The following is a 20,123-nucleotide window of genomic DNA, read 5'->3' as shown; positions in this document are numbered from 1 at the left end:
AGAAGGGTGAGGACTCGCTATGTTGATCAAACGCAAACGCGGTTGGGAACTGCCGGAATCGGCGGTGACGCCCGAGCATATCTACCTCAATCGGCGAAATCTGATGAAGGCGGCCGGCGGCGGGCTATTGACGGCAGCCGGCGCGGGCCTGATCGCCCCGGGATTTGCGGCCGCCCAACAGGATTGGGGAACGGTCCGGGGGGCGTCGGAAGGCGACCCGACGGCAGACCTTTATCCGGTTACCCGAAACCCGGCATATACTGTCGACCGGCCGGTCACGGACGCCGAATTCGCTACGACCTATAACAATTTCTACGAGTTCGGGTCGCATAAGGAGATCTGGCGTGCTGCGCAGGATCTGGAGATCCGGCCGTGGACGGTCCGATTTGATGGCATGGTCGAGGAAGAGCGTGAGATCGATATCGACCAGTTGATCCGCGCGATGCCGCTGGAGGAGCGCATTTATCGGCTGAGATGCGTCGAGGCCTGGTCCATGGTCGTGCCGTGGAGCGGATTCCAGATGTCGCATCTGATCGATTACGCACGGCCGCTGAGCAGTGCCCGGTATGTTCGAATGGAAACGTTCCTCGATCCGGACATGGCCAGCGGGCAGCAGCAGGCATGGTATCCGTGGCCGTATGTTGAAGGCCTGACCATGGACGAAGCGATGAACGAATTGGCGTTCATGGTCACCGGCATGTACGGGCAGCCGGTCACTCGGCAGAACGGCGCGCCACTTCGCATTCACGCACCCTGGAAATACGGATTCAAATCGTTGAAATCCATCGTGCGGATAACCTTCACCGACGAGCGGCCACTTACGTTCTGGGAAGAAGTGGCGAGCAATGAGTATGGCTTCTGGGCCAACGTCAATCCGGAAGTCCCGCACAGGCGCTGGTCCCAGGCCCGGGAACGCGACATCGCCACGGACGAGATGATTCCGACCCAGCTCTATAATGGCTATGCAGAATTCGTTGAGGGCTTGTACGAGAATCGGCAGGATGAAGCGTTGTTCATGTAGGCCAGCGCGGCAAGGCCGCAGATGTCCAATTCGTTCCACGCCCCGGCATCCGCCGGGGCGATTTTTTTGTGCCTCGGCCAAGAAGGAAGAGTTTCTTCACCCTTGTGCTGCTAGTGTCAGCGTCGGGCAGGGGAGGCGCAACCAATCCGGCTCCACCCGATTAAAGCGATTCCGGCTTGCGTTTTTAAAGAAATCAAGCAAATCTGTAGGTTGCCGCTCGCGGCTCAGATATCGGTTTAACTATTCTGGCACGGGGGTGCAGGGTGACAGACGGGTCGATCGAATGTTGGCGATTTCCGCGCGGGTTCAGAACCGCCCTTCTGGCGCTGATCGTCGGTGTTCTGTCCGCCTGCGGCGGGTCGCAGCCGGACAACGAGGTCCAGGTGACTGCTGCGCCCGGCGGTTGGGACGGTCACATTGCCGAAGCTTCGCAGCGGTTTCGCGTTCCCGAGGAATGGATAAGGGCCGTTATGGAGGTTGAAAGCGGTGGTCGCACCCATTTGCGTGGCCGACCGATCACGAGTCACGCGGGCGCCATGGGGCTGATGCAGGTCATGCCGGCAACCTACCAGGAACTGCGCCGCGCCCACAATCTCGGCCCCGATCCCCATAACCCGCGCGACAACATCCTCGCCGGTACCGCCTATCTCCGCCAGATGTATGAGATCTATGGATTCCCCGGCTTCCTCGGCGCTTATAACGCGGGGCCCGGCCGCTATGGCGATCACGTCAACCGTGGTCGCGGTCTGCCGCGGGAAACCCGCAATTACATGGCCCGGATAGAGCCGCAGATCGCACATATTCCCCACCCCGATCGGTATGATTATGACAGCGGGAGCCGCAGCCAGTTGGCTCAGGCTTCGACGTCTGCGGCACGGGCATCATCCCCCGCCCCGGCCACCGCATCAACCGCGACGGCATCCGCAACATCGTCATCGCGATCCGAGTCCGGTTCGACATCATCAAGTGCGACCGATTCGGCTGTTAGCACCGCATCGGCCTCCAGCGATAGCCGGCCCTATTGGTCTGCATCTTCGGTACCGACGACCGGCAATCGATCCGCAACTGACAGTGGATCATCGGCGCCGGCCGTTACGCCTGCTGTCGCGACCAGCAATGCGTCGGCGGGGACGAGTGACAACGGGTATCAGGACGTCAGCGGTGACGGTCGCGTGCTTGTTGCCTCGCTCGAAAGCTCCGCCGCCGGCACAAGCAGCGGCGACGTCGTTAATCGGTGGGCCAATAATTCCAGCACCGCATCGGCCACCGCTCAAACCGGGTCGGACCGGGGCGGTTCAGCGGCGCGATCCAATCTCGGCAGCGTATCGGGACCCGATTGGGGCGTCCAGGTTGGCGCCTTCCGCACGGAGGAACAGAGTCTTCAGGCGCTGCAGGATGCGGCACGGTCGGTACCCGGACTGGGCGGCGCTTTCGAACAGGTCAGCGCGGTGACCACCGCTGATGGCAGTTCCCTATACCGGGCCCGGCTGATCGGACTGACGCCCGAAAGTGCCGCCGACGCGTGCGTGCGGCTGAACAGGCAGGGTGGCGCCTGCATGCTCGTCACGCCGAGCTGAACCTATTTCCGGGATAGCGTTCGGGGCGGCGCGTTCATTGATGCGGCGGCCGCCCCAACTCCTTCTGCTCCGACTCTGGCGACCCCCGGTCGCCGCTGATACCGGTCATCCCTGCTCCAGGTCCCCGTTCGCTCCCCCGGCTACGTGCCCCGATCATGTATGGACGGCCCCGTTGCAAGGGTTTTCTGCATCATGGCTTTGTCGAGGCATTCGCTTGCGGTCATGTATCCGGCCTGTTTGTGCGGTCGGAATGACCGCTGGCCAATAAGGCGGCCGCGACATGGGTCCCATTCAAGTCATCGCTCTGGCTGAGCGTTGATCCGGTCGGGTTTGGCCCGCGTCGTGGCGCGATGCACGTGACCGCCATACTGTCATCTTCCCTCGCAATCTCAGCGGCCGCGCCGGCTTCAGGCGCGGGCCGGGCGCGGCCGGTAGGTCTCTCCCCGGCTCATGACAACCCAGGCTATGCGGGCAGTCTTGTTGGCCAGAGCGGTCGCCGCAACGGGGGTTGGCCGGCGCTGCTGCAAGGCGGCAAGCCAGGGGTCGGTGCCGCCTTGGCTTGTCTTGTGATGGCGCAGCCACGATTGCGCTTCCAGGGTCAGCAACCGCCTCAGGTAGGCATCTCCGCGCTTGCTGATGGCGCCCTGGCGGCGTTTCAGGCCGCTGGCGTGTTCTCTGGGTGTGAGCCCCAGCCAGGCGGCGAGGTGGCGCCCGGTCTTGAAGTTGCGGGCATCACCAATGGTCGCCACCAGGGCCGTGGCTGTGATCGGACCGATGCCCGGTATCGTCGCCAGCCGCCGGCTCGCCTCGTCGGCCCTGTGTTGGCGCAAGATGGCCCGCTCGAGCTCTTTGATCCGATCGTTCAGGGCGCTCCACTGAGCCACCAGGGCTTGGAGTGCCGGCAGGGCAACGCTCGGCACGCCCATGGCTTCACCCTCGCCGACAGCCTCGCGTAACCGGCCCAATCCGGCCTGGCCCTGGGAGGGGGGGCACGAGGCCAAATTCGGCCAAGTGTGCCCGCAGGGCGTTGCCCAGCGTCGTGCGCTGGCGCACCAGCAATTCACGCACCCGGTGCACGGCCAGCAGGGCCTGCTGATCCGCCGTCTTCACCAGCACCGCGTGAATGCGCGGGTCGCGGCTCGCCGCGCAGATCGCCGCGGCATCGGCCGCATCCGTCTTGTTGCGCCAGACATAGCTCTTCACGTAGCGCGGCGCCAGCAGGCGAACCTCATGGCCCAAGGCCATCAGCTCCCGCGCCCAGTGGTGCGCCGTGGCGCAGGCCTCCATCGCAACAGTGGTCGCAGGCAGGGCCGCGAAAAATCGAATCACAGCATCGCGCCGCAACCGTTTGATCAGCAAAGCCTCTCCAGTATCGTCGACGCCCTGAACCTGAAAAACGCGCCTGGCAATATCCAGCCCGATCAGCTTGACTTCCATCGTGGACGGCTCCTCTCGTATGCGGTTGGACCACAACCACATTGGCACATTGCGATGCCGTTAGGGGTGGGGCCGTCCACACCTTCAAGTCAGGGGCGATCAGGAAATGTTGTGCGGGAAACGGAGATTTTCGAAGCGTGAGCCAAAAAAAACGCCGGATCGTAAACGATCCGGCGAGTTGAACAGGGAGGCTTCACGTCTGGGAGACGTAGGACTTCGAAAACGAAGCCCCATCCGGGTCGAAACCCGGATTTCGTTGACCCGGTTCACAGCACCGCGTCATGTCTATAAAATAGTCGCTGTGTGATGTTTTACTATGCACAATATGCGAACTCAAACATGCACACCTTGCATAGCTCACGAACGTATCCGCGCTTAGTAAATTGTTAATCAGCCTGCAGGCCAAGCAGGGCACAAAGGGTTCCTGGAACACGGCTCTGCCTGCCTGACCGCGGCTTTCGACATGCGTATCAACGGCATCGCGTCAAAATTTGGCGCTTGCCACCTTTTTGATCAGAAAGTCGCGGAACACTGAAATCCGCTTCGAGTGGCGAAGCTCTTCCGGATATACGAAATACGTCTCCACCGTCGGACCCGCAACCTCCGGCAAAACCTTGACTACGTTCAGATTGGTGTCGACCATATAGTCGGGCAGGGCGGCAAGTCCGAGCCCGCTGCGCACCGCGCGATAAATGGCATACTGATTGTTGACGCGCAGGATCACCTTGCGATTGGCGGCCGTGCCGCCGCCCAGCCCCATGAGCCAGTTGACGTTCTGGACGGGGGCTTTGACGTCTTCACCATAGATAATCAGATCGTGATCAGCCAGATCGTCGACGGTTTCGGGAATCCCGTGCCGTTTCAGGTAGTCGACCGAGCCATAGATGTGAAAGCGGACTGTCATGAGATGGCGCTGTATCAGATCCGGCTGTCTGGGCACCGTCATCCGGATCGCGATGTCCGCCTGACGCATGGACAGGTCGAGTTCGTTGTCATCGATCAGCAGCGTTAGATTGATTTCCGGGTGTTGTTGCAGGAACTCCCGAATCCGGGGCGTGAGCCATGTCGATCCGAAAGCCACTGTCGACGTCACCTTCAGCGGCCCTTGTGCCTTTTCCTTGCTTTCCGAGAGCTGTGCCTCGGTCATCGAAAGGCGGGAGAAGACATCCCGGGCCGTTCGATACAGCAATTCCCCCTGCTCGGTCAGGATAAGACCCCGCGCGTGCCGGTGGAACAAAGCGACGTTCAGGCTTTCCTCCAGGGCGCTGATCTGGCGGCTGACGGCCGATTGGCTCAGATTGAGTTTTTCACCGGCATGCGTAAAGCTTCCCGCTTCTGCCACCGCATGAAACACCCGAAGTTTGTCCCAGTCCATGATCCCCCCAGTACAGTCAGCGGCGTCGGCATTGCCGGCCAATCATTTGGCGCCGCGCGGCTCTTTTCAATGCAGGCCCCCCAAAATTCCCGAAACCTTTATCGGCGTGGCCAGTCACTTCCGGCCGGTCACTGTCGGAGGGGATGGCATAGCATCATACACCCCGGCGGGCCAATTCCTGCCCCCAGCGCCAACTCGGTCCACCATAACCCGGTTCCGGTAAAGAATGCTTACTTACCCTGAAAGGACAATGACACCTAGCCCTGAAGACGTCGAGAGGCGTTCCCCGGCCTCCGCCCGCCAACGGTGCCCCCGAACCGGGCCCCGGAACTGAGACCCCAATTTTTGCCGAACCGGCGGCCCGCTCTATTCGTTCATCATTGATCGTGCTCGCCGATGAATTTTTCGGCGTCAAGAGCGGCCATACATCCGAGACCGGCCGCCGTTACGGCCTGCCGGTATATCTTGTCGTGAACGTCGCCGGCAGCGAACACGCCGGGGACGTTCGTGCGCGTCGTCCCGGCGTCAACGCTGATATAGCCATCATTGTCCGTATTGACATGTCCCTTGAAAACCGCTGTCGCCGGATCGTGACCGATCGCGATGAATACGCCTTCTACGGGTATTTCGCTCAGCGCGCCGCTTTTCGTGTCCCTGATCCGCAGACCGGTGACGCCGCCCATGGGACCATCGTCTCCGAGGATTTCGTCGACCGTCGCGTTCCAGGCGAAGTTGATTTTAGGATTCCTGTTCAGCCGGTCCTGCAACACCTTTTCGGCCCGCAAGGCATCGCGCCGGTGAACCAGTGTCACCGATTCGCATATATTGGCGAGATAGAGTGCCTCTTCAGCCGCGGTGTTACCTCCCCCGACGACGGCGACAGGCTTGTTGCGATAGAAGAAGCCGTCACAGGTCGCACAGGCCGACACGCCGCGGCCGTTGTACCGGTCCTCGCTTGGCAGGCCGAGCCATCGTGCCTGGGCGCCGGTGGCGATGATCACGGTATCGGCGATGTAAGTATCGCCGTTGTCGCCGGTGCACTTGAACGGCCGTTCGGAAAAGTCCACGCCGTTGACGATATCGAACATCATGCGTGTGCCGCATTTCTCAGCCTGTGCGGCCATCTGCTCCATGAGCCAGGGACCCTGGATCACGTCGGCGAATCCGGGATAGTTCTCGACGTCCGTCGTGATCGTCAATTGCCCGCCCGGCTGAAGCCCCTGAACAAGAATCGGCGAGAGATTGGCTCGGGCGGCATAGATCGCGGCGGTGTAGCCGGCCGGTCCCGATCCGATGATCAGGACCTTTGTTTTATGAATTTCGGCCATGACGGGTCCCTGTATGGGCAGCTGGGTATGTGCGGCTGGACGGTGACGAGGCATATATGGGGCTGGCGGGGGAGAACGGCCATGTGACGGAACAGCCCAAGCCGCCCGTCAACCACGGTGATCTGGTAGCACGAAGCTGGCGCGACGCCAACATTGCGTGGCCGACAGCGTTCAGACGGCCCCGCGGCTCCCGGGTGGGGCCAGGGCGGGGCCGCACGTGCCGTCGGAGAAGTCTCGCGTCAGTCGGCCAGCTTCTCGTCCATAGCCGCGTTCTTGACGGCCTTTTGAAGTTTCTCGAAGGCTCGGACCTCGATCTGGCGCACCCGTTCCCGGCTGATGCCGTACTCCTGGCTCAGATCTTCCAGCGTCGACGGTTGGTCCTTGAGCCGACGCTCGGTCAGGATGTGCTGCTCGCGGTCGTTCAGCGCCGACATGGCGTTCTTCAGCAGCCGCTGTCGGTTCGACAGCTCCTGCCGGTCGGCGAGCTGGATTTCCTGGTTCTCGGTATCGTCGACCAGCCAATCCTGCCATTCGCCATCGCCATCCGCCTTGAGCGGTGCGTTGAGCGAGTTGTCGGGGCTGGCCAGCCGGCGGTTCATGTTGATGACGTCCTGCTCCGGGACGCTCAGCTCAGTAGCGATCTTCTCGACGGTTTCCTTGGGCAGATCGCCGTCATCGATCGCCTGAAGCTGGCCCTTCAGCCGGCGCAGATTGAAGAAGAGCTTTTTCTGTGCAGCCGTCGTGCCGATCTTCACCAGCGACCAGCTGTGAAGGATGTATTCCTGAATGGCGGCCCTGATCCACCACATCGCATAGGTCGCCAGCCGGAAACCACGCTCCGGATCGAAGCGCTTGACGGCCTGCATCATGCCGACATTGCCTTCTGAGATGAGTTCAGCGAGCGGAAGCCCATAACCGCGATATCCCATCGCGATCTTGGCCACCAGTCTCAGATGGCTGGTGACGAGCTTGTGCGCCGCCTGGGTGTCGTCATGTTCCCGCCACGCCTTGGCAAGCATGTATTCTTCTTCCTGCGGCAGCATCGGAAACTTGCGGATTTCCTGAAGATACCGGGAAAGATTGCTTTCCGGCCCTATCGCCGGTGCGCTTGGCACTTGAGCCATCGTTGGACAGCCTCTCGATTTAAAAGTGGCGACGACTTCGGCGCCCGGACCTGATTGTCCACCACGCCTCGCGTCCCTGACTAACTACCAGACTAATACCTTAGTTCCACGGTCGGCTATAGCGGATTTCCCCAGTCGGTCGACGATCGTGCCGAAGGCTTCGGTTTTCGCCGTCAGGTTGAACAAGCCGCCGTCGGCTCGGGAAAGGTCATTCCCAGTTCGGCGACGAGATCGCGCAGATCAGCCGGGGCCTGAGCGTGAAACATAACCGACTCGCCGGACGCCGGATGGACGAACTTCAGCCCAGAAGCATGAAGAGCCTGACGCGGGAATGTGGCGACCACCGGGCGAAATCGCGGCGGCAAATCGCCCGCGTGGGTGCTGCCGGATCTCCGGTTCGCCCTTCCATAGACAGGGTCGCCAATCAGGGGGTGGCCGATATGCGCCAGGTGGACGCGGATCTGGTGGGTCCGGCCGGTTTCGAGCCGGCATTCCAGCAGCGCCACGCCGCCGGATCGCACGCCCGCCTTGTCGCTTCCGGCGCCGCCCGGCATTCCAACGCCAATGGTCCGAAAGTTGGTCACTGCCCGGCGCCCGGTCTGTCCGGTGACGACGGCCATCTTCTTCCGGTCGAAGCGGCTGCGTCCGATCGGAGCGTCGATACGGCCTTCTCCTGGAATCGGTACGCCGCGCACGACCGCCCAATAGGTCCGCGACAGGGTGCGGTCGGCAAACTGGGCGGAAAGCGCGGCGTGGGCAGCGTCTGTCTTGGCCGCGACCATCAGGCCGCTGGTGTCGCGGTCGAGCCGATGAACGATCCCCGGCCGTGCGACGCCGCCGATGCCCGACAGGCTGCCCCGGCAGTGATGGATCAGCGCATTGACCAATGTACCGTCCGGATGACCGGCGGCGGGGTGCACGACCATGCCGGCCGGTTTGTCAATGACGATCAGGTGCGCGTCCTCGAACACGATGGGGAGATCGATCGGCTGACCCTGAGGTACCGGATCGTCCGGCGCAGGGATCTTGATCCGCCATGCCGCAGCTTGTTTGACCCTGTATGCGGGGTCGGCTATCGTTTGCCCGTCCAGAGTAAAGGCGCCGTCGGCAATGAGCGATTGCAGGCGGCTGCGCGAAATATCGTCGACCAGACCGGCCAGCACGCGGTCGATCCGCTCGCCGCGCCGTTCTTCAGGGATGTCGCCCTGGCGGATGGATGGGTCGCGCTCTGCCCGATCGATGGCTCCAGCCGACCCGTCCGGGTCATAATCATCGTCGTCGTCGACTTCAATCGGAATTGGCATCTTTGAAAGCACTCAAAATTCTGACCGCCGTCATGGGGGTGATGATCCTCCTCGGCGTTTCGATCATCATCGTCGAACTCATTCACCGGACACAAAGCCCCGATCCGGCGTCCCCTGACGCTGCTCCGGTCACTGCTTCCGTCAGGCCGGCATCGGGCGAAGCCTTTGCCGCATCGGTCGAGATACCGGCCGGCGCCGCGCTGGCCGGGACCGAGGCAACGGCGGACCACCTGATCCTCATCCTTCAGATGCCTGACGCGACCACATTGTTCAAGGTCGTCGATCTGCGCACCGGCGACGAGATCGGCACCGTCGGCGTGCCCGCCGCCTTGCCGACTGGCGACACGGGCGCCCGCTCCGTGCCGGGGCTGGCACCGGTACCGGGAGAAACCGAATGAATTTCTGCAGCGACAATACGGCCGGCGCGGCGCCGGAAATCCTCGAAGCCCTGGGGCCGGCACTGTCCGGTGCCGCGATGCCCTATGGCAACGACGCGGCGACACGGCAGTTGGAGTCGGCGCTGGCGGAGGTTTTCGAGACCGATCGGCTGGCGGTCTTCCCCGTCGCGACCGGGTCGGCGGCCAATTCGCTGGCGCTGGCCACACTGTGCCCGCCCTGGGGCAGCATCCTTTGCCACCGGGGCAGTCACATCAACGTCGACGAGTGCGGTGCACCGGAAATGTTTACCGGCGGCGCCAAGCTGATTGCGTTGGACGGCGAGCATGGCCGCCTGGACGCCGGGACGGTGGCGGCCGCGATCGACGCTGCCGGTTCCGGCAACGTCCACCGCGTGCAGCCCAGCGTCGTCAGCCTGACGCAAGCGACCGAGGCTGGAACCGTCTACCGGCCCGAGGCCGTCGCGGCGATCGCGGAAATCGCCCGTTCACGCGGGCTTCGGGTTCATATGGACGGTGCCCGGTTCGCCAATGCGGTCGTTTCGACCGGGAGCAGCCCCGCCGACCTGACATGGCGCGCGGGCGTCGACGTTCTCAGCCTGGGCGCGACCAAGAATGGCTGTATCGCCGCCGAGGTGGTCGTTTTCTTCGATCCTGACCTGGCGGCAGATACGCGGTTTCGGCGCAAACGGGCCGGTCACCTGTTCTCCAAGATGCGGTTTCTGTCGGCGCAATTGAATACGTGGCTGGCCGACGGCCTGTGGCTGCGGCTCGCCCGGCAATCGAACGGCGCGGCGCGGCGGCTGGCCGACGGGCTGGAAGCGTTGCCGGGTGTCCGGTTGCAGCATCCGGTGGAAGCGAATGAAATCTTCGCCGTGCTGCCCGACCCCATGGCCGACCGGGTGGAATCCGCCGGTATCCTGTTCTATCGGTGGGGCGATGGCTCGGTGCGCCTTGTGACCTCGTTCGCGATCACCGACACCGATGTCGATCGGTTCCTTGCCGTCGCCGCAGGGTAGACCAGGCTTGCGGCGCCGATGCCGGAAGTGTCGATCGACGCACGGTCGGCTTGCGCCTGTCGCCGGAATGACGGTACACATCGCAGGGCATTCTGGTATGACCATTTGCCAAAAGTGATCAACGTGCCGACAGTCACCGGCGCGACGTCAAAAACGGGAGGATCGATTACATGACCATCTTGCGTACCGCACTTGGCGGAGCCGCCGCCATCGCCCTTTTGTCCAGTGGTGCCGCGGCACAGGACCTGACCTTCGATCTCGGCCATTCGCTCGCCTCGGATAGCCATTACGGAGACGGGTATCAGGCTTTCGCCGATACCATCGCCGAATTGAGCGACGGCAGCATCGAGATCGTCGAGCAGCCCGCCAGCGCCCTTGGCGGCGAGCGTGACATGATCGAGGGGCTTCAGATCGGATCGGTCGATCTTGTCATCACCTCCAGCGGTCCGCTGGGCAATTTCGTGCCGGATGTCCTGGTGCTCGACCTGCCTTTCCTGTTCCGCGACTATGACCATGCGCGCGGCGTGCTCGACGGCGAAATCGGCCAGGAAATGCTCGACGGCATGGCCGAGCAGGATCTGATCGGTCTGGCATGGTCCGAGAACGGTTTCCGCCACCTGACCAATTCGGTGCGCCCGGTCGAAACGCCGGAGGACATGCAGGGCCTGCAGATCCGGACAATGGAGAACGAAGTCCATATGCGCGCGTTCGAAGCCGCCGGCGTGGCGCCGACGCCCATGGCGTGGCCGGAGGTCTTCACGGCCCTGCAGCAGGGCACGGTCGATGGCCAGGAAAACCCGATCGCCGTGATCACGGCGGCCAATTTTCACGAGGTTCAGGATTATCTGACGCTGACCGGTCATGTCTATTCGCCGGCCATCGTTCTGATGTCGCCGTTCTCGTGGGATCAGTTGAACGACGAGCAGAAGGGCTGGTTCCGCGAAGCGGCGAAAGCGTCCGCCGAAGCCACCCGCGAGCGTGTTCTGAGCGAAGAGCGCGACGGCGTCGATCAACTGCGCGAGTTGGGCGTCGAGGTGGTCGAGGAAGTCGACAAGGCAGCCTTTCAGGAGGCTGTTTCTCCGGCCTACGAGGTCTTTGCCGACCGTTTCGATCAGGATCTGATCGAGCGCATTCAGAACTGGGGTCTCGACTGATCCCGAGCAGCGCTTACTCCAACGGCTTCGCCCCGGCCTTTCTGCCGGGGCGGGCCGGATGAAACCGACCTGACGGCCGACGCGGGGCGAATATTCGGATGATAGTCTGGTTTCAGCGGATCGAGTCCGCAGTGACCCGTGCGGCAATTGCGGTCGCCGCGCTGCTGCTGGCCGTTTCGGCGGCATTGGCGATATATCAGGTCTGGACGCGTTATGTGGCCGGGATGCCGTCGACATGGTCGGAAGTGGCGATCCGTTCGATGATGATCTGGGCCGTGTTTCTGACGGCGCCCTATGCCTTCAAGACCGGCGCGATGATCGGCGTCGAGCTGATTTATCGTCTGGTGCCGCGTGGCATGATGATCGGCATCTATCTTCTCGTGTCCGTCGTCTGTGTGGTGTTCCTGGTCGTCCTGGCGTGGCAGGGCTATAGCATGATGCTGCGCGTTCAGAACCAGAACCTGGCCGGGTTGTTCATCAGTATTGCCTATGTCTACGCGGCGATACCGGTCGGGGCGGTGCTCAGCATCTTCAGTGTTATCAGCCGCGCCATCGATGTCTGGCGCGACCCGGAAGGCCATCTGCTGATCGTCGATCCCAAAGCGAGCGCTACCTGATGAACGCAGCAATGGCCCTGACCATGGGCATCCTGTTCATGCTGGGTGTCCCGATCGCAGTGGGCATCGCCATGGCGGCGGTGGTGGCGATCGAATATTTCACCCGGTTGCCGCTGTTGCTGGTGGCGCAGCGCATGTTCACCGGCATCGACAGCTTCACGCTGATGGCGATTCCGTTTTTCATCCTGGCCGGCAATCTGATGTCCGCCGGCGGAATATCGGAACGTCTGGTCGATTTCGCCAAATCCATCGTGGGCGGCGTGCGCGGCGGCCTGGCCTGCACCTGCGTGCTGACCTGCATGATTTTCGCCAGCGTCTCGGGATCGAGCGTGGCGACGACCTTTGCGATCGGCGCGATCCTGATCCCGGCGATGGTCAGGGACGACTATCCCAAGCCTTTCGCGGCCTCGGTCCAGGCCTCGTCCGCCAGCCTGGGCGTGCTGATCCCGCCGTCGATACCGCTGATCCTTTACGGCGTCGCGACCGAGACTTCGATCGGGCAGTTGTTCATTGCCGGCATCGGACCCGGGCTGGTCGTCGGTATCGCGCTGATGGTGTTCGTTCATATCGTCGCCCGCATCAAGGGATACGGGGAGCGTCCGGCCGAGGACCGGCTGGGCGTATGGACCGCCTTCAAGCGGGCGCTGTGGGCGCTGATCATGCCGTTCGTGGTCATTGGCGGCATCTATGGCGGCGTCTTCACGCCGACCGAGGCATCGGCGGTTGCCGTCTTCTACGCGCTGATCGTCGGGATGTTCGTCTATCGGCGGCTCAAGCCCCGGGACCTGCCGGAAATCCTGCGAAATTCCATGGTCGCGACATCGGTCATCATGCTGATCATAGCGGCGGCGGCGCTGTTCAGCTTCGTGCTGACCCGGGCCGGAGTTCCGGCGGAAATCGCGCGCTGGGTGACGCAGGTCTTCAACGAGGGCTGGACATTCCTGCTGGCGGTCAATGTCGTTCTGCTGCTGGTCGGAATGTTCATCGAGACGTCGGCGGCGATCATCGTGCTGGCGCCGATCCTGCTGCCGATCGCGGTGTCGTTCGGCCTGGACCCGGTCCATTTCGGCATGATCATGGTCGTCAATCTGGCACTGGGCATGTTCACCCCGCCGCTGGGCGTCAACATGTTCGCCGCGTCGCAGGTCGCGCGACTGCCGGTAGACCGGTTCATCATCCCTTTGCTGCCTTTCGTGCTCGTCATGCTGGCCTGCCTGATGATCATCACTTACATTCCGTTCGTTACGCTGGTATTCCGGGACCTGCTTTACGGCGGATGACCGGTCCTGCACGCACGCGGGCCGGGTCATCCGTCCGAAGATTGCTGCTCGACCGATTGCACAAGGAAGAAGACGATGCCCGACCGATCCCTGCTGATCGGCGCCGCCTGGCGTGCCGCCAAAACGCATGAAACCATCGACGTCGTCGATCCCTCGACCGGCCAGGTTTTCGAGTCCCTGGCGCGCGGTGACGCGGCGGATATCGATGATGCAGTCGTCGCGGCACGCGGCGCCTTCGACGGCGCCTGGGGCCGCATGACGGCTGTCGAGCGCAGCCGCGTGCTGCGCCGCTGGGCAGATCTGATCGACGCCCATCTTGATGAACTGACCGCGCTGGAGAGCCGCGATTGCGGCAAGCCGCGCCCGGCCGCACGCGTAGACGCCGTTTGTTGCCACCGGTATTTCGAATACTATGCCGGCGCCGCCGACAAGCTGCACGGCGAGACGATACCGTTCCAGGACGGCTATACGGTGCTGACCCTGCGCGAGCCGCACGGCGTGACCGGCCATATCGTGCCATGGAACTATCCCATGCAGATCTTCGGCCGCTCGGTCGGCGCCGCCCTGGCCGCCGGCAATGCCTGCGTCGTCAAACCGGCCGAAGATGCCTGCCTGTCGATCCTGCGGCTGGCCGAACTGGCACTGGAGGCGGGCTTGCCGACCGGCGCCCTGAACATCGTCACCGGTTTTGGCGCCGAGGCGGGCGCGCGGCTGTCGGCCCATCCGGATGTCGACCACATCTCGTTCACGGGCTCGCCGGAAACCGGGGCGCTGGTCCAGACGGCGGCAGCCGCGAACAACCGGCCGGTCACCATGGAACTGGGCGGAAAATCACCGCAGATCGTCTTTGGCGACGTCGATCTCGAAGCGGCTCTGCCGATCCTGACCAACGCTTTCATCCAGAACGCCGGCCAGACCTGTTCAGCCGGCAGCCGGCTGCTGGTCGAACGCAGCGCCTATGACCGTGTGCTGGGCGCGGTCTGTGATCGTGTTTCCGGCATGATCGCCGGTCCGGTCGATGCCGCCGACGACCCCAACTGCGGGCCGCTGATCAGCGCAAAGCAGAAGGCGCGGGTGGATTCGTTTCTGGAGCGGGCCCGCGGCGACGGAATTGCCGTTGCGGCAACGGGCAAACTGGCCACCGGTGCCGACCGGGGCGGTTTCTTTCAGGCTCCCATGGTCTTCGGCAATGTGCCGCGCGATCACTTCCTTGCCCAGCAGGAGGTGTTCGGCCCGGTCCTGGCGGCGATGCCATTCGAAGACGAGGTCGATGCGCTGGAGGCGGCCAACGGTACCGATTTCGGTCTGTGTGCGGGTATATGGACAGCTGATGGCGGCCGTCAGATGCGCCTTGCCCGTGGCGTCAGGTCCGGCCAGGTCTTCATCAACAGTTATGGCGCCGGAGGCGGCATCGAACTGCCTTTCGGTGGCGTGAAGAAGTCCGGATTCGGCCGTGAAAAAGGCTTCGACGGCATGGTCAGCTTTACCACTGTCAAAACGGTGACCATTCGCCACGGATGACGGCTGTCGGCGGATGATTTCGCCTGAAGGGGAGCATGCAGTATGAGATTGAAAGACAAGGTTGCGATCGTCACCGGCGGTGGCGGTGGCTTCGGTGAGGGAATCGCGCGGCGCTATGCCGACGAGGGCGCCCGGGTTGTGGTCGCGGACATCAATGGCGATGCTGCGGGCCGTGTGGCCGCCGATATCGCGGCGAAGGGCGGCACATCAGTTGCCGTCACCGCCAATGTCGCGGTCAGCGCCGATGTCGAGCGTATGATCGATGAGACACTTGCGGCTTTCGGCGGCCTCGACATCGTGGTCAATAATGCCGGTACCACACATCGCAACGGCCCGATCCTCGATATCACCGAGGAACAGTTCGACCGGGTCTTCGACGTCAACGTCAAGAGCCTGTATCTGACGGCGAAATTCGCCATTCCCGTATTCCGCAAGGCCGGAAGCGGCGTGTTCGTCAACATCGCATCGACCGCCGGCATCCGGCCGCGTCCGGGGCTTGTCTGGTATAATGCGACCAAGGGCGCGGCGATCACGGCGACCAAGGGTATGGCCGCCGAATTGGGCAAGGACAATATCCGGGTCGTGGCGATCAATCCGGTGATGGGCGAAACCGGTCTGACCGACGATTTCATCGGCGGCGACAGCCCGGAAAAGCGTGCGAAAGTCATCGAAGGCATCCCGCTTGGCCGGCTCAGCACGCCGCTCGACGTCGCCAATGCGGCGTTGTTTCTGGCGTCGGACGAGGCCGCTTTCCTGACCGGCGTTTGCCTGGAGGTCGATGGCGGGCGCTGCGTCTGACGCGAATTCCGACCAGTACCGCCGGTGCCGCGGACTAGCTTGCGGCACGGGCGTCGGGAATCCGGTCGTGTTGATAAAGGGCGGTGCGGGGCAGCAGGATCTCGGCCCTGGTACCCTTGCCCGGCGTGCTGGACAGCCGGAACTGACCGTCATGAAGCTTGACGAGGCGATCCACCAGAGGCAGGCCCAGCCCGGTGCCTTCCTGTTGTCTCGTCATCGAGTTGGCGATCTGGCGGAACGGTTCCATGGCAAGGCCGGCTTCTTCCGTGCTCATTCCGATGCCGGTGTCGGAGACGACAATCGACACCGTCTCCTCGCCGCCGTTGCCGGTCTTACCCTGAGTTCCTCCCAGGGCCGCGCCTTCGTCCCCGCCCTGGGCGACCACATCGACCGAGATCGAACCGCCAGCGGCATTGAACTTGACCGCATTGCTAAGGAGGTTGATCAGGACCTGCTTCATCCGCCGTTCATCGACGATCACGAATACCCGTTCTTCGGTGTCGGGCGGGTGAACGATCAACCCCTTTTCAGCGGCGCGGGTCTCGATGAACCGCATGCTGTCCCTGATCAGGCGGGAAAGGTCGACTCTCGACAGTTCCAGTTCCAGGCGGCCCGCCTCGATTTTGGACAGATCGAGAATATCGTTCAGCAGATTCAACAGGTGCCGGCCGGAGGTCGTTATGTCGCCGAGATACTCGAACTGCTTGTCTGAAACCTTGCCGGCCCCGCCCGACTGAAGCAGTTCGGAAAAGCCGATGATGGCATTCAGAGGCGTGCGCAGTTCGTGGCTCATCATCGTCAGAAAATTCGACTTGGCCTGATTGGCATTTTCGGCCTGAATCTTGGCTTCGAGAATCGTGTCTTCGGCGAATTTGCGCTCGCTGATATCGATTTGGGCAATCAGGGCACCCCCGCTCTCGAAGGGCACGACGCTCATGCGGTACCAGGTGTTCGATTCCGGTCCGCCAATGCGGTATTCATAACAGAAGGTCTTGCCTTCCGGGTTATCGAGAATGCGCGTCACGCCTTCGACGGCCGCGCGTCCGTCACGCTCGTCGATGACTTCGGGGATTTGCAACAATCCGAACAGATTGCGCGGCCAGGCGACATCGCCGTCGAAGATGCCGTCCCAGAATTCGCGCCAGCCGGTATTGCATACGATCACGTCGCCGGTGTTGTCGACCAATGCGACCTGCACCGGCAATCCATCGAGAATGGCACTCTGGCGGCGCAGAAGATCGCGCTCGCGCAGGCTTATTCTGTCCAGTGCGGCGCGGGCTTCCTTTTCGGTGGTGACGTCTCTGCCGATCCCGCGATACCCGGTCCACCGCCCCGCACCGTCGTGCACGGGATTGGCGGACAGCAGACAGTGCAGTCTCTTGCCGCCCGGCTTCCTGATCGTTCCTTCGATATCGCGAAAAGCTTCGCGTTTACGAACGGCCGAGGCAACGGCCGATGATATCGTGAGCCGACTGGTGCCCTGGCTCGCGACCCGTTCCGTGCGCAGAGGCATGATCGTTCCGATCAGATCGCCGTGTGACAACCCCATCGTTTCGCAGAAACGGTCGGATACATAGGTGAGGCGGAACTGGCGGTCGGTTTCCCAGAACCAGTCGGACGCCGCCTCGGCAAAGTCCTTGAACAAGCCTTCGTTCCGAATGGCCCGGTGCTGGGATTCGCGCGTATGGTCGATCTGCCGCGACATGATCCGTGCGGATGTCAGAATGACGCCCATGACCGCAAAAAAGAGGGCGATTTTCCACGGCAAACGGCTGGACCATTCTCCGAGAATGCCCTCCCGGCCGATCGCGGCGACAGCTACGACCGGATAGGAGCCCACCGGTCGCGCGGCGACGATGCGCGCCTCGCCTCCCGATGACGAATCAACAAGCGTCTCGGTCATGTCGACCGGTTGCTGCTCGCTCTCGGCAGGATCGCCGATAAGGGCCATCATCGACGAAAGCCGGGACGGTGATCGGTCATCGCCGGTGACCATGGGATTCCAATAGGCATCGAACCGGCTCGCGTCCTCGGCGTTGTACGCCATAATCGTCCCTGACGGCGTGACGAGGGCGACGGAGGTGTCGGAATCGATTGTCAGTGTGTCGAACGACTGCGTCAAATGCCCGACATCGATCACCGCGATCAGCGATGCCACAGGCGTGGTCTGGTCGACATGGGTCACCCGGCGGACAAGCAGCAATGCGTCATGATCGCGTGCCGCAGCCGGCGAATCGATCAGTGCCGCGTTCCTGCCCTGCACCAGTGAATAGGGGTCCGGCGAGGCTTCCAACCCGTCGGCAATCGTTTCGCGCGTCGAACGTGCAAGGGTCGAACCGGGAAACGCTTCGGCCGAAGCCGCCGGTCCGGTAAGGCGCGGGGGCGGGCGCATCAGACTGGTGACGATTTCCCCCGTCAGATCAATGGCGACGACGTCTCGCAGGAAGCCGACGTCGCGGAACGCGGCGGCCAGCCGGTCGGCGGCGCGTTCGTCCTCGACCGGCAGCGCAGCGGCGGCCATGTCGAGGGCAGCGTCGGCAACGGCCAGGGTGCGGACGGACTGTTCCGCAACGATCCGCACGAGGGCGTCGGCATCCGTCTCCGCTGCGTTCCACGCGTCGTCATAGTTTCGTTTTATGTCCCGTCCGATGACCAGTACGAGCATTGCCGCGAACAGGAAGGCGCTGGCGATGACTGTCTGCCGCATGAATGTGAAGCCGATCCTGCCGCTGCTGTCCGCGATTCCGATGAACGACACTTGTCGGACGTTCTGGCTACCGAAGTCAACTATAAAGCGAATAGTGTTATAAGTATGCTCCTTATAGTGCGTGTTGCAGCTCGGCATTTCTGTGACGCTTCACCGCCGCGACTGCAACGGCGGAAGCGACAAGGATGTAGAGGGCACAGTAACCTGCGAGTGTGGACATGGTGACCGCGCCGTCGATCAGCCAGCCGAACGCGAATGGGCTTCCGGCGGTTGCAACGATCATCATGGCGGTGGTCATGGACCGGATCGCGCCGATATGTTTTCGGCCATAGAGTTCGGGCCATAGCGCCGATGTGACCAGCATTTGCCCACCGACCGACACTCCGGCCAGCAGCATGAACAAAAGCGCGGCCGCAGGATGATCCACCGTTGCCAGCACCACGCATCCTGCGGCGATGCCAAGCAGATAGAACGGCAGAATGCTGACGGTGCCGATGCGATCGACCAGAGTGCCGAGATAGATGGCGGAGACGGTCGCCGCCGCGGCGAAACCGCTGAAGGTGGCGGCATACCAGGCCAGCGACCAGCCCTTTTCCTCGACCAGCACGACCTGGTGGAACATGATGCCGGTGGTAATGAACGGCGTTGCCAGAAACACGGGCAACAGCAGCAAAAACCTGAGGTCGCGGAGCACCTCGGCGGTGGTAAAATCGCGACTGGCGGTGAATCCCCTCCGCTGGATGGCGCCATCCCGGCTTCGGCCGTCGGTGTCGCTTTCGCTTTCGTTCGGCTTCCCTGAACCGGTAAAGAGGACGATGGGAAGGACGAAAATGACCAGCACACCGGCAAACGCCAGCCATGCAGTCCGCCAATCCAGGATCGCCGCAGCCGATACGACAAGGAACGGCAGAACGGCCTCGCCGGCCGGAACACCGGTGCCGGCAAGACTGATCGATTTTCCGCGATCGCGGTCATAGCATCGCGCCATGGTCGTCATGGCGGTATGGGTCATCAGCCCCTGTCCGAACAGCCGCAGGCCATATAGCGCCAGCCCCAGCATCAGGACGTTTGAGGCGCTGGAGGCAACCACGCAGGCAGTGGCAAGGCCGCAGCAGACGAACGCTGCAAATCGTGTATGGCTGGTTCGGTCGATGAGGCGTCCGATTCCCATGAGGGTCAGCGCACTTGACAGCGTTGCGATCGAATACACGCCACCGAATTGACTGTTGCTTAAATCGAATTCATTTCTGAACTCGGCGCCAAAAAGCGCAATGAAAAACGTCTGGCCGAAGGCAGAAAAACAGGTGAGCGTAAATCCGAAAGAAAGCAGACGGATATTTTTCTTAATGAACGAGAAGTAATTTGACACTGGTCTGCACAGACGAAAATGGGCGGAGCACGCAAGAGGTTATCGCACGCATGATCGCGCGCCGGCAGAATCGGCACAACGCTCAAAACCTATGCGC

At 62.5% G+C, this 20,123-nt stretch carries 15 protein-coding genes and 1 pseudogene; 9 read left to right on the top strand and 7 right to left on the bottom strand.

From position 1 onward, the window contains the following. The first annotated feature begins 19 nt into the window (after window positions 1-19). Both msrP and ABZ728_RS09595 read left to right on the top strand, forming a co-directional pair. Window positions 20-1,021: a protein-methionine-sulfoxide reductase catalytic subunit MsrP gene (gene msrP / locus ABZ728_RS09600; protein ID WP_366655878.1), complete on the top strand. Its 1,002-nt coding sequence runs from the start codon at window positions 20-22 to the stop codon at window positions 1,019-1,021. A gap of 263 nt (window positions 1,022-1,284) precedes the next feature. Next, window positions 1,285-2,598, top strand: a complete 1,314-nt coding sequence (locus tag ABZ728_RS09595) for a lytic transglycosylase domain-containing protein (RefSeq protein ID WP_366655877.1) — start codon at window positions 1,285-1,287, stop codon at window positions 2,596-2,598. 407 nt (window positions 2,599-3,005) lie between these two features. On the opposite strand, the pseudogene ABZ728_RS09590 reads toward ABZ728_RS09595, so the two are convergent. From ABZ728_RS09590 to ABZ728_RS09570, 5 genes and pseudogenes are all read right to left on the bottom strand, one after another. Beyond that, window positions 3,006-4,035: pseudogene (locus ABZ728_RS09590) on the bottom strand (IS110 family transposase). A gap of 484 nt (window positions 4,036-4,519) precedes the next feature. Further along, entirely contained in the window at window positions 4,520-5,410 is an 891-nt protein-coding gene (locus ABZ728_RS09585; RefSeq protein ID WP_366655876.1) for a LysR family transcriptional regulator, read from the bottom strand. Between the two features lie 377 nt (window positions 5,411-5,787). Continuing rightward, complete coding sequence (gene trxB, locus ABZ728_RS09580; protein ID WP_366655875.1) at window positions 5,788-6,738, bottom strand: thioredoxin-disulfide reductase; 951 nt, start codon at window positions 6,736-6,738, stop codon at window positions 5,788-5,790. A gap of 239 nt (window positions 6,739-6,977) precedes the next feature. Next, complete coding sequence (gene rpoH / locus ABZ728_RS09575) at window positions 6,978-7,862, bottom strand: RNA polymerase sigma factor RpoH (protein ID WP_366655874.1); 885 nt, start codon at window positions 7,860-7,862, stop codon at window positions 6,978-6,980. Window positions 7,863-8,035: 173 nt separating this feature from the next. Further along, window positions 8,036-9,166 (bottom strand): RluA family pseudouridine synthase, encoded by a 1,131-nt coding sequence (locus ABZ728_RS09570; RefSeq protein ID WP_366655873.1) that lies wholly within the window; start codon window positions 9,164-9,166, stop codon window positions 8,036-8,038. Window positions 9,167-9,168: 2 nt separating this feature from the next. Here ABZ728_RS09570 and ABZ728_RS09565 point away from each other — a divergent pair, with 2 nt between their 5' ends. The 7 genes from ABZ728_RS09565 to ABZ728_RS09535 all read left to right on the top strand — a co-directional run bounded on the left by ABZ728_RS09565 (window position 9,169) and on the right by ABZ728_RS09535 (window position 15,950). Then, a complete protein-coding gene (locus ABZ728_RS09565; protein WP_366655872.1) occupies window positions 9,169-9,564 on the top strand; it encodes a hypothetical protein in 396 nt (131 codons plus the stop codon). Next, window positions 9,561-10,580: a low specificity L-threonine aldolase gene (locus ABZ728_RS09560; protein ID WP_366655871.1), complete on the top strand. Its 1,020-nt coding sequence runs from the start codon at window positions 9,561-9,563 to the stop codon at window positions 10,578-10,580. Before ABZ728_RS09565 ends, ABZ728_RS09560 begins: the two co-directional genes overlap by 4 nt. Window positions 10,581-10,750: 170 nt before the next feature. Further along, window positions 10,751-11,734, top strand: a complete 984-nt coding sequence (locus tag ABZ728_RS09555) for a TRAP transporter substrate-binding protein (RefSeq protein WP_366655870.1) — start codon at window positions 10,751-10,753, stop codon at window positions 11,732-11,734. Between the two features lie 98 nt (window positions 11,735-11,832). Beyond that, window positions 11,833-12,351: a TRAP transporter small permease gene (locus tag ABZ728_RS09550; protein WP_366655869.1), complete on the top strand. Its 519-nt coding sequence runs from the start codon at window positions 11,833-11,835 to the stop codon at window positions 12,349-12,351. Further along, window positions 12,351-13,631 carry a TRAP transporter large permease gene (locus tag ABZ728_RS09545; RefSeq protein WP_366655868.1) on the top strand — a complete coding sequence of 427 codons (1,281 nt, stop codon included), beginning with the start codon at window positions 12,351-12,353 and terminating at the stop codon, window positions 13,629-13,631. The genes ABZ728_RS09550 and ABZ728_RS09545 overlap by 1 nt, the downstream gene beginning before the upstream one ends. 75 nt (window positions 13,632-13,706) lie before the next feature. Continuing rightward, a complete protein-coding gene (locus ABZ728_RS09540) occupies window positions 13,707-15,152 on the top strand; it encodes an aldehyde dehydrogenase family protein (protein WP_366655867.1) in 1,446 nt (481 codons plus the stop codon). 42 nt (window positions 15,153-15,194) lie between these two features. Beyond that, window positions 15,195-15,950, top strand: coding sequence for an SDR family oxidoreductase (locus tag ABZ728_RS09535; protein ID WP_366655866.1), 756 nt, complete (start codon window positions 15,195-15,197; stop codon window positions 15,948-15,950). A gap of 34 nt (window positions 15,951-15,984) precedes the next feature. Here ABZ728_RS09535 and ABZ728_RS09530 read toward each other — a convergent pair whose 3' ends face one another. After that, entirely contained in the window at window positions 15,985-18,708 is a 2,724-nt protein-coding gene (locus tag ABZ728_RS09530) for an ATP-binding protein (protein ID WP_366655865.1), read from the bottom strand. 61 nt (window positions 18,709-18,769) lie between these two features. Further along, the gene (locus ABZ728_RS09525; protein ID WP_366655864.1) at window positions 18,770-20,026 is read right to left on the bottom strand and encodes an MFS transporter; all 1,257 of its coding nucleotides are present in this window, start codon (window positions 20,024-20,026) and stop codon (window positions 18,770-18,772) included. Window positions 20,027-20,123: the final 97 nt, after the last annotated feature.

This window comes from Fodinicurvata sp. EGI_FJ10296 (assembly GCF_040712075.1).
In the GTDB taxonomy this organism is placed as follows: Bacteria; Pseudomonadota; Alphaproteobacteria; order DSM-16000; family Inquilinaceae; genus JBFCVL01.
This window is presented reverse-complemented; position numbering and strand designations above follow the sequence as displayed.

Bases quoted from the DNA above. Each gene is read 5' to 3' on its own strand.
- msrP (WP_366655878.1), top strand. From the start codon at position 20: ATGTTGATCAAACGCAAACGCGGTTGGGAACTGCCGGAATCGGCGGTG.
- ABZ728_RS09585 (WP_366655876.1), bottom strand. From the start codon at position 5,410: ATGGACTGGGACAAACTTCGGGTGTTTCATGCGGTGGCAGAAGCGGGA.
- trxB (WP_366655875.1), bottom strand. From the start codon at position 6,738: ATGGCCGAAATTCATAAAACAAAGGTCCTGATCATCGGATCGGGACCG.
- rpoH (WP_366655874.1), bottom strand. From the start codon at position 7,862: ATGGCTCAAGTGCCAAGCGCACCGGCGATAGGGCCGGAAAGCAATCTT.
- ABZ728_RS09570 (WP_366655873.1), bottom strand. From the start codon at position 9,166: ATGCCAATTCCGATTGAAGTCGACGACGACGATGATTATGACCCGGAC.
- ABZ728_RS09560 (WP_366655871.1), top strand. From the start codon at position 9,561: ATGAATTTCTGCAGCGACAATACGGCCGGCGCGGCGCCGGAAATCCTC.
- ABZ728_RS09555 (WP_366655870.1), top strand. From the start codon at position 10,751: ATGACCATCTTGCGTACCGCACTTGGCGGAGCCGCCGCCATCGCCCTT.
- ABZ728_RS09550 (WP_366655869.1), top strand. From the start codon at position 11,833: ATGATAGTCTGGTTTCAGCGGATCGAGTCCGCAGTGACCCGTGCGGCA.
- ABZ728_RS09545 (WP_366655868.1), top strand. From the start codon at position 12,351: ATGAACGCAGCAATGGCCCTGACCATGGGCATCCTGTTCATGCTGGGT.
- ABZ728_RS09540 (WP_366655867.1), top strand. From the start codon at position 13,707: ATGCCCGACCGATCCCTGCTGATCGGCGCCGCCTGGCGTGCCGCCAAA.
- ABZ728_RS09535 (WP_366655866.1), top strand. From the start codon at position 15,195: ATGAGATTGAAAGACAAGGTTGCGATCGTCACCGGCGGTGGCGGTGGC.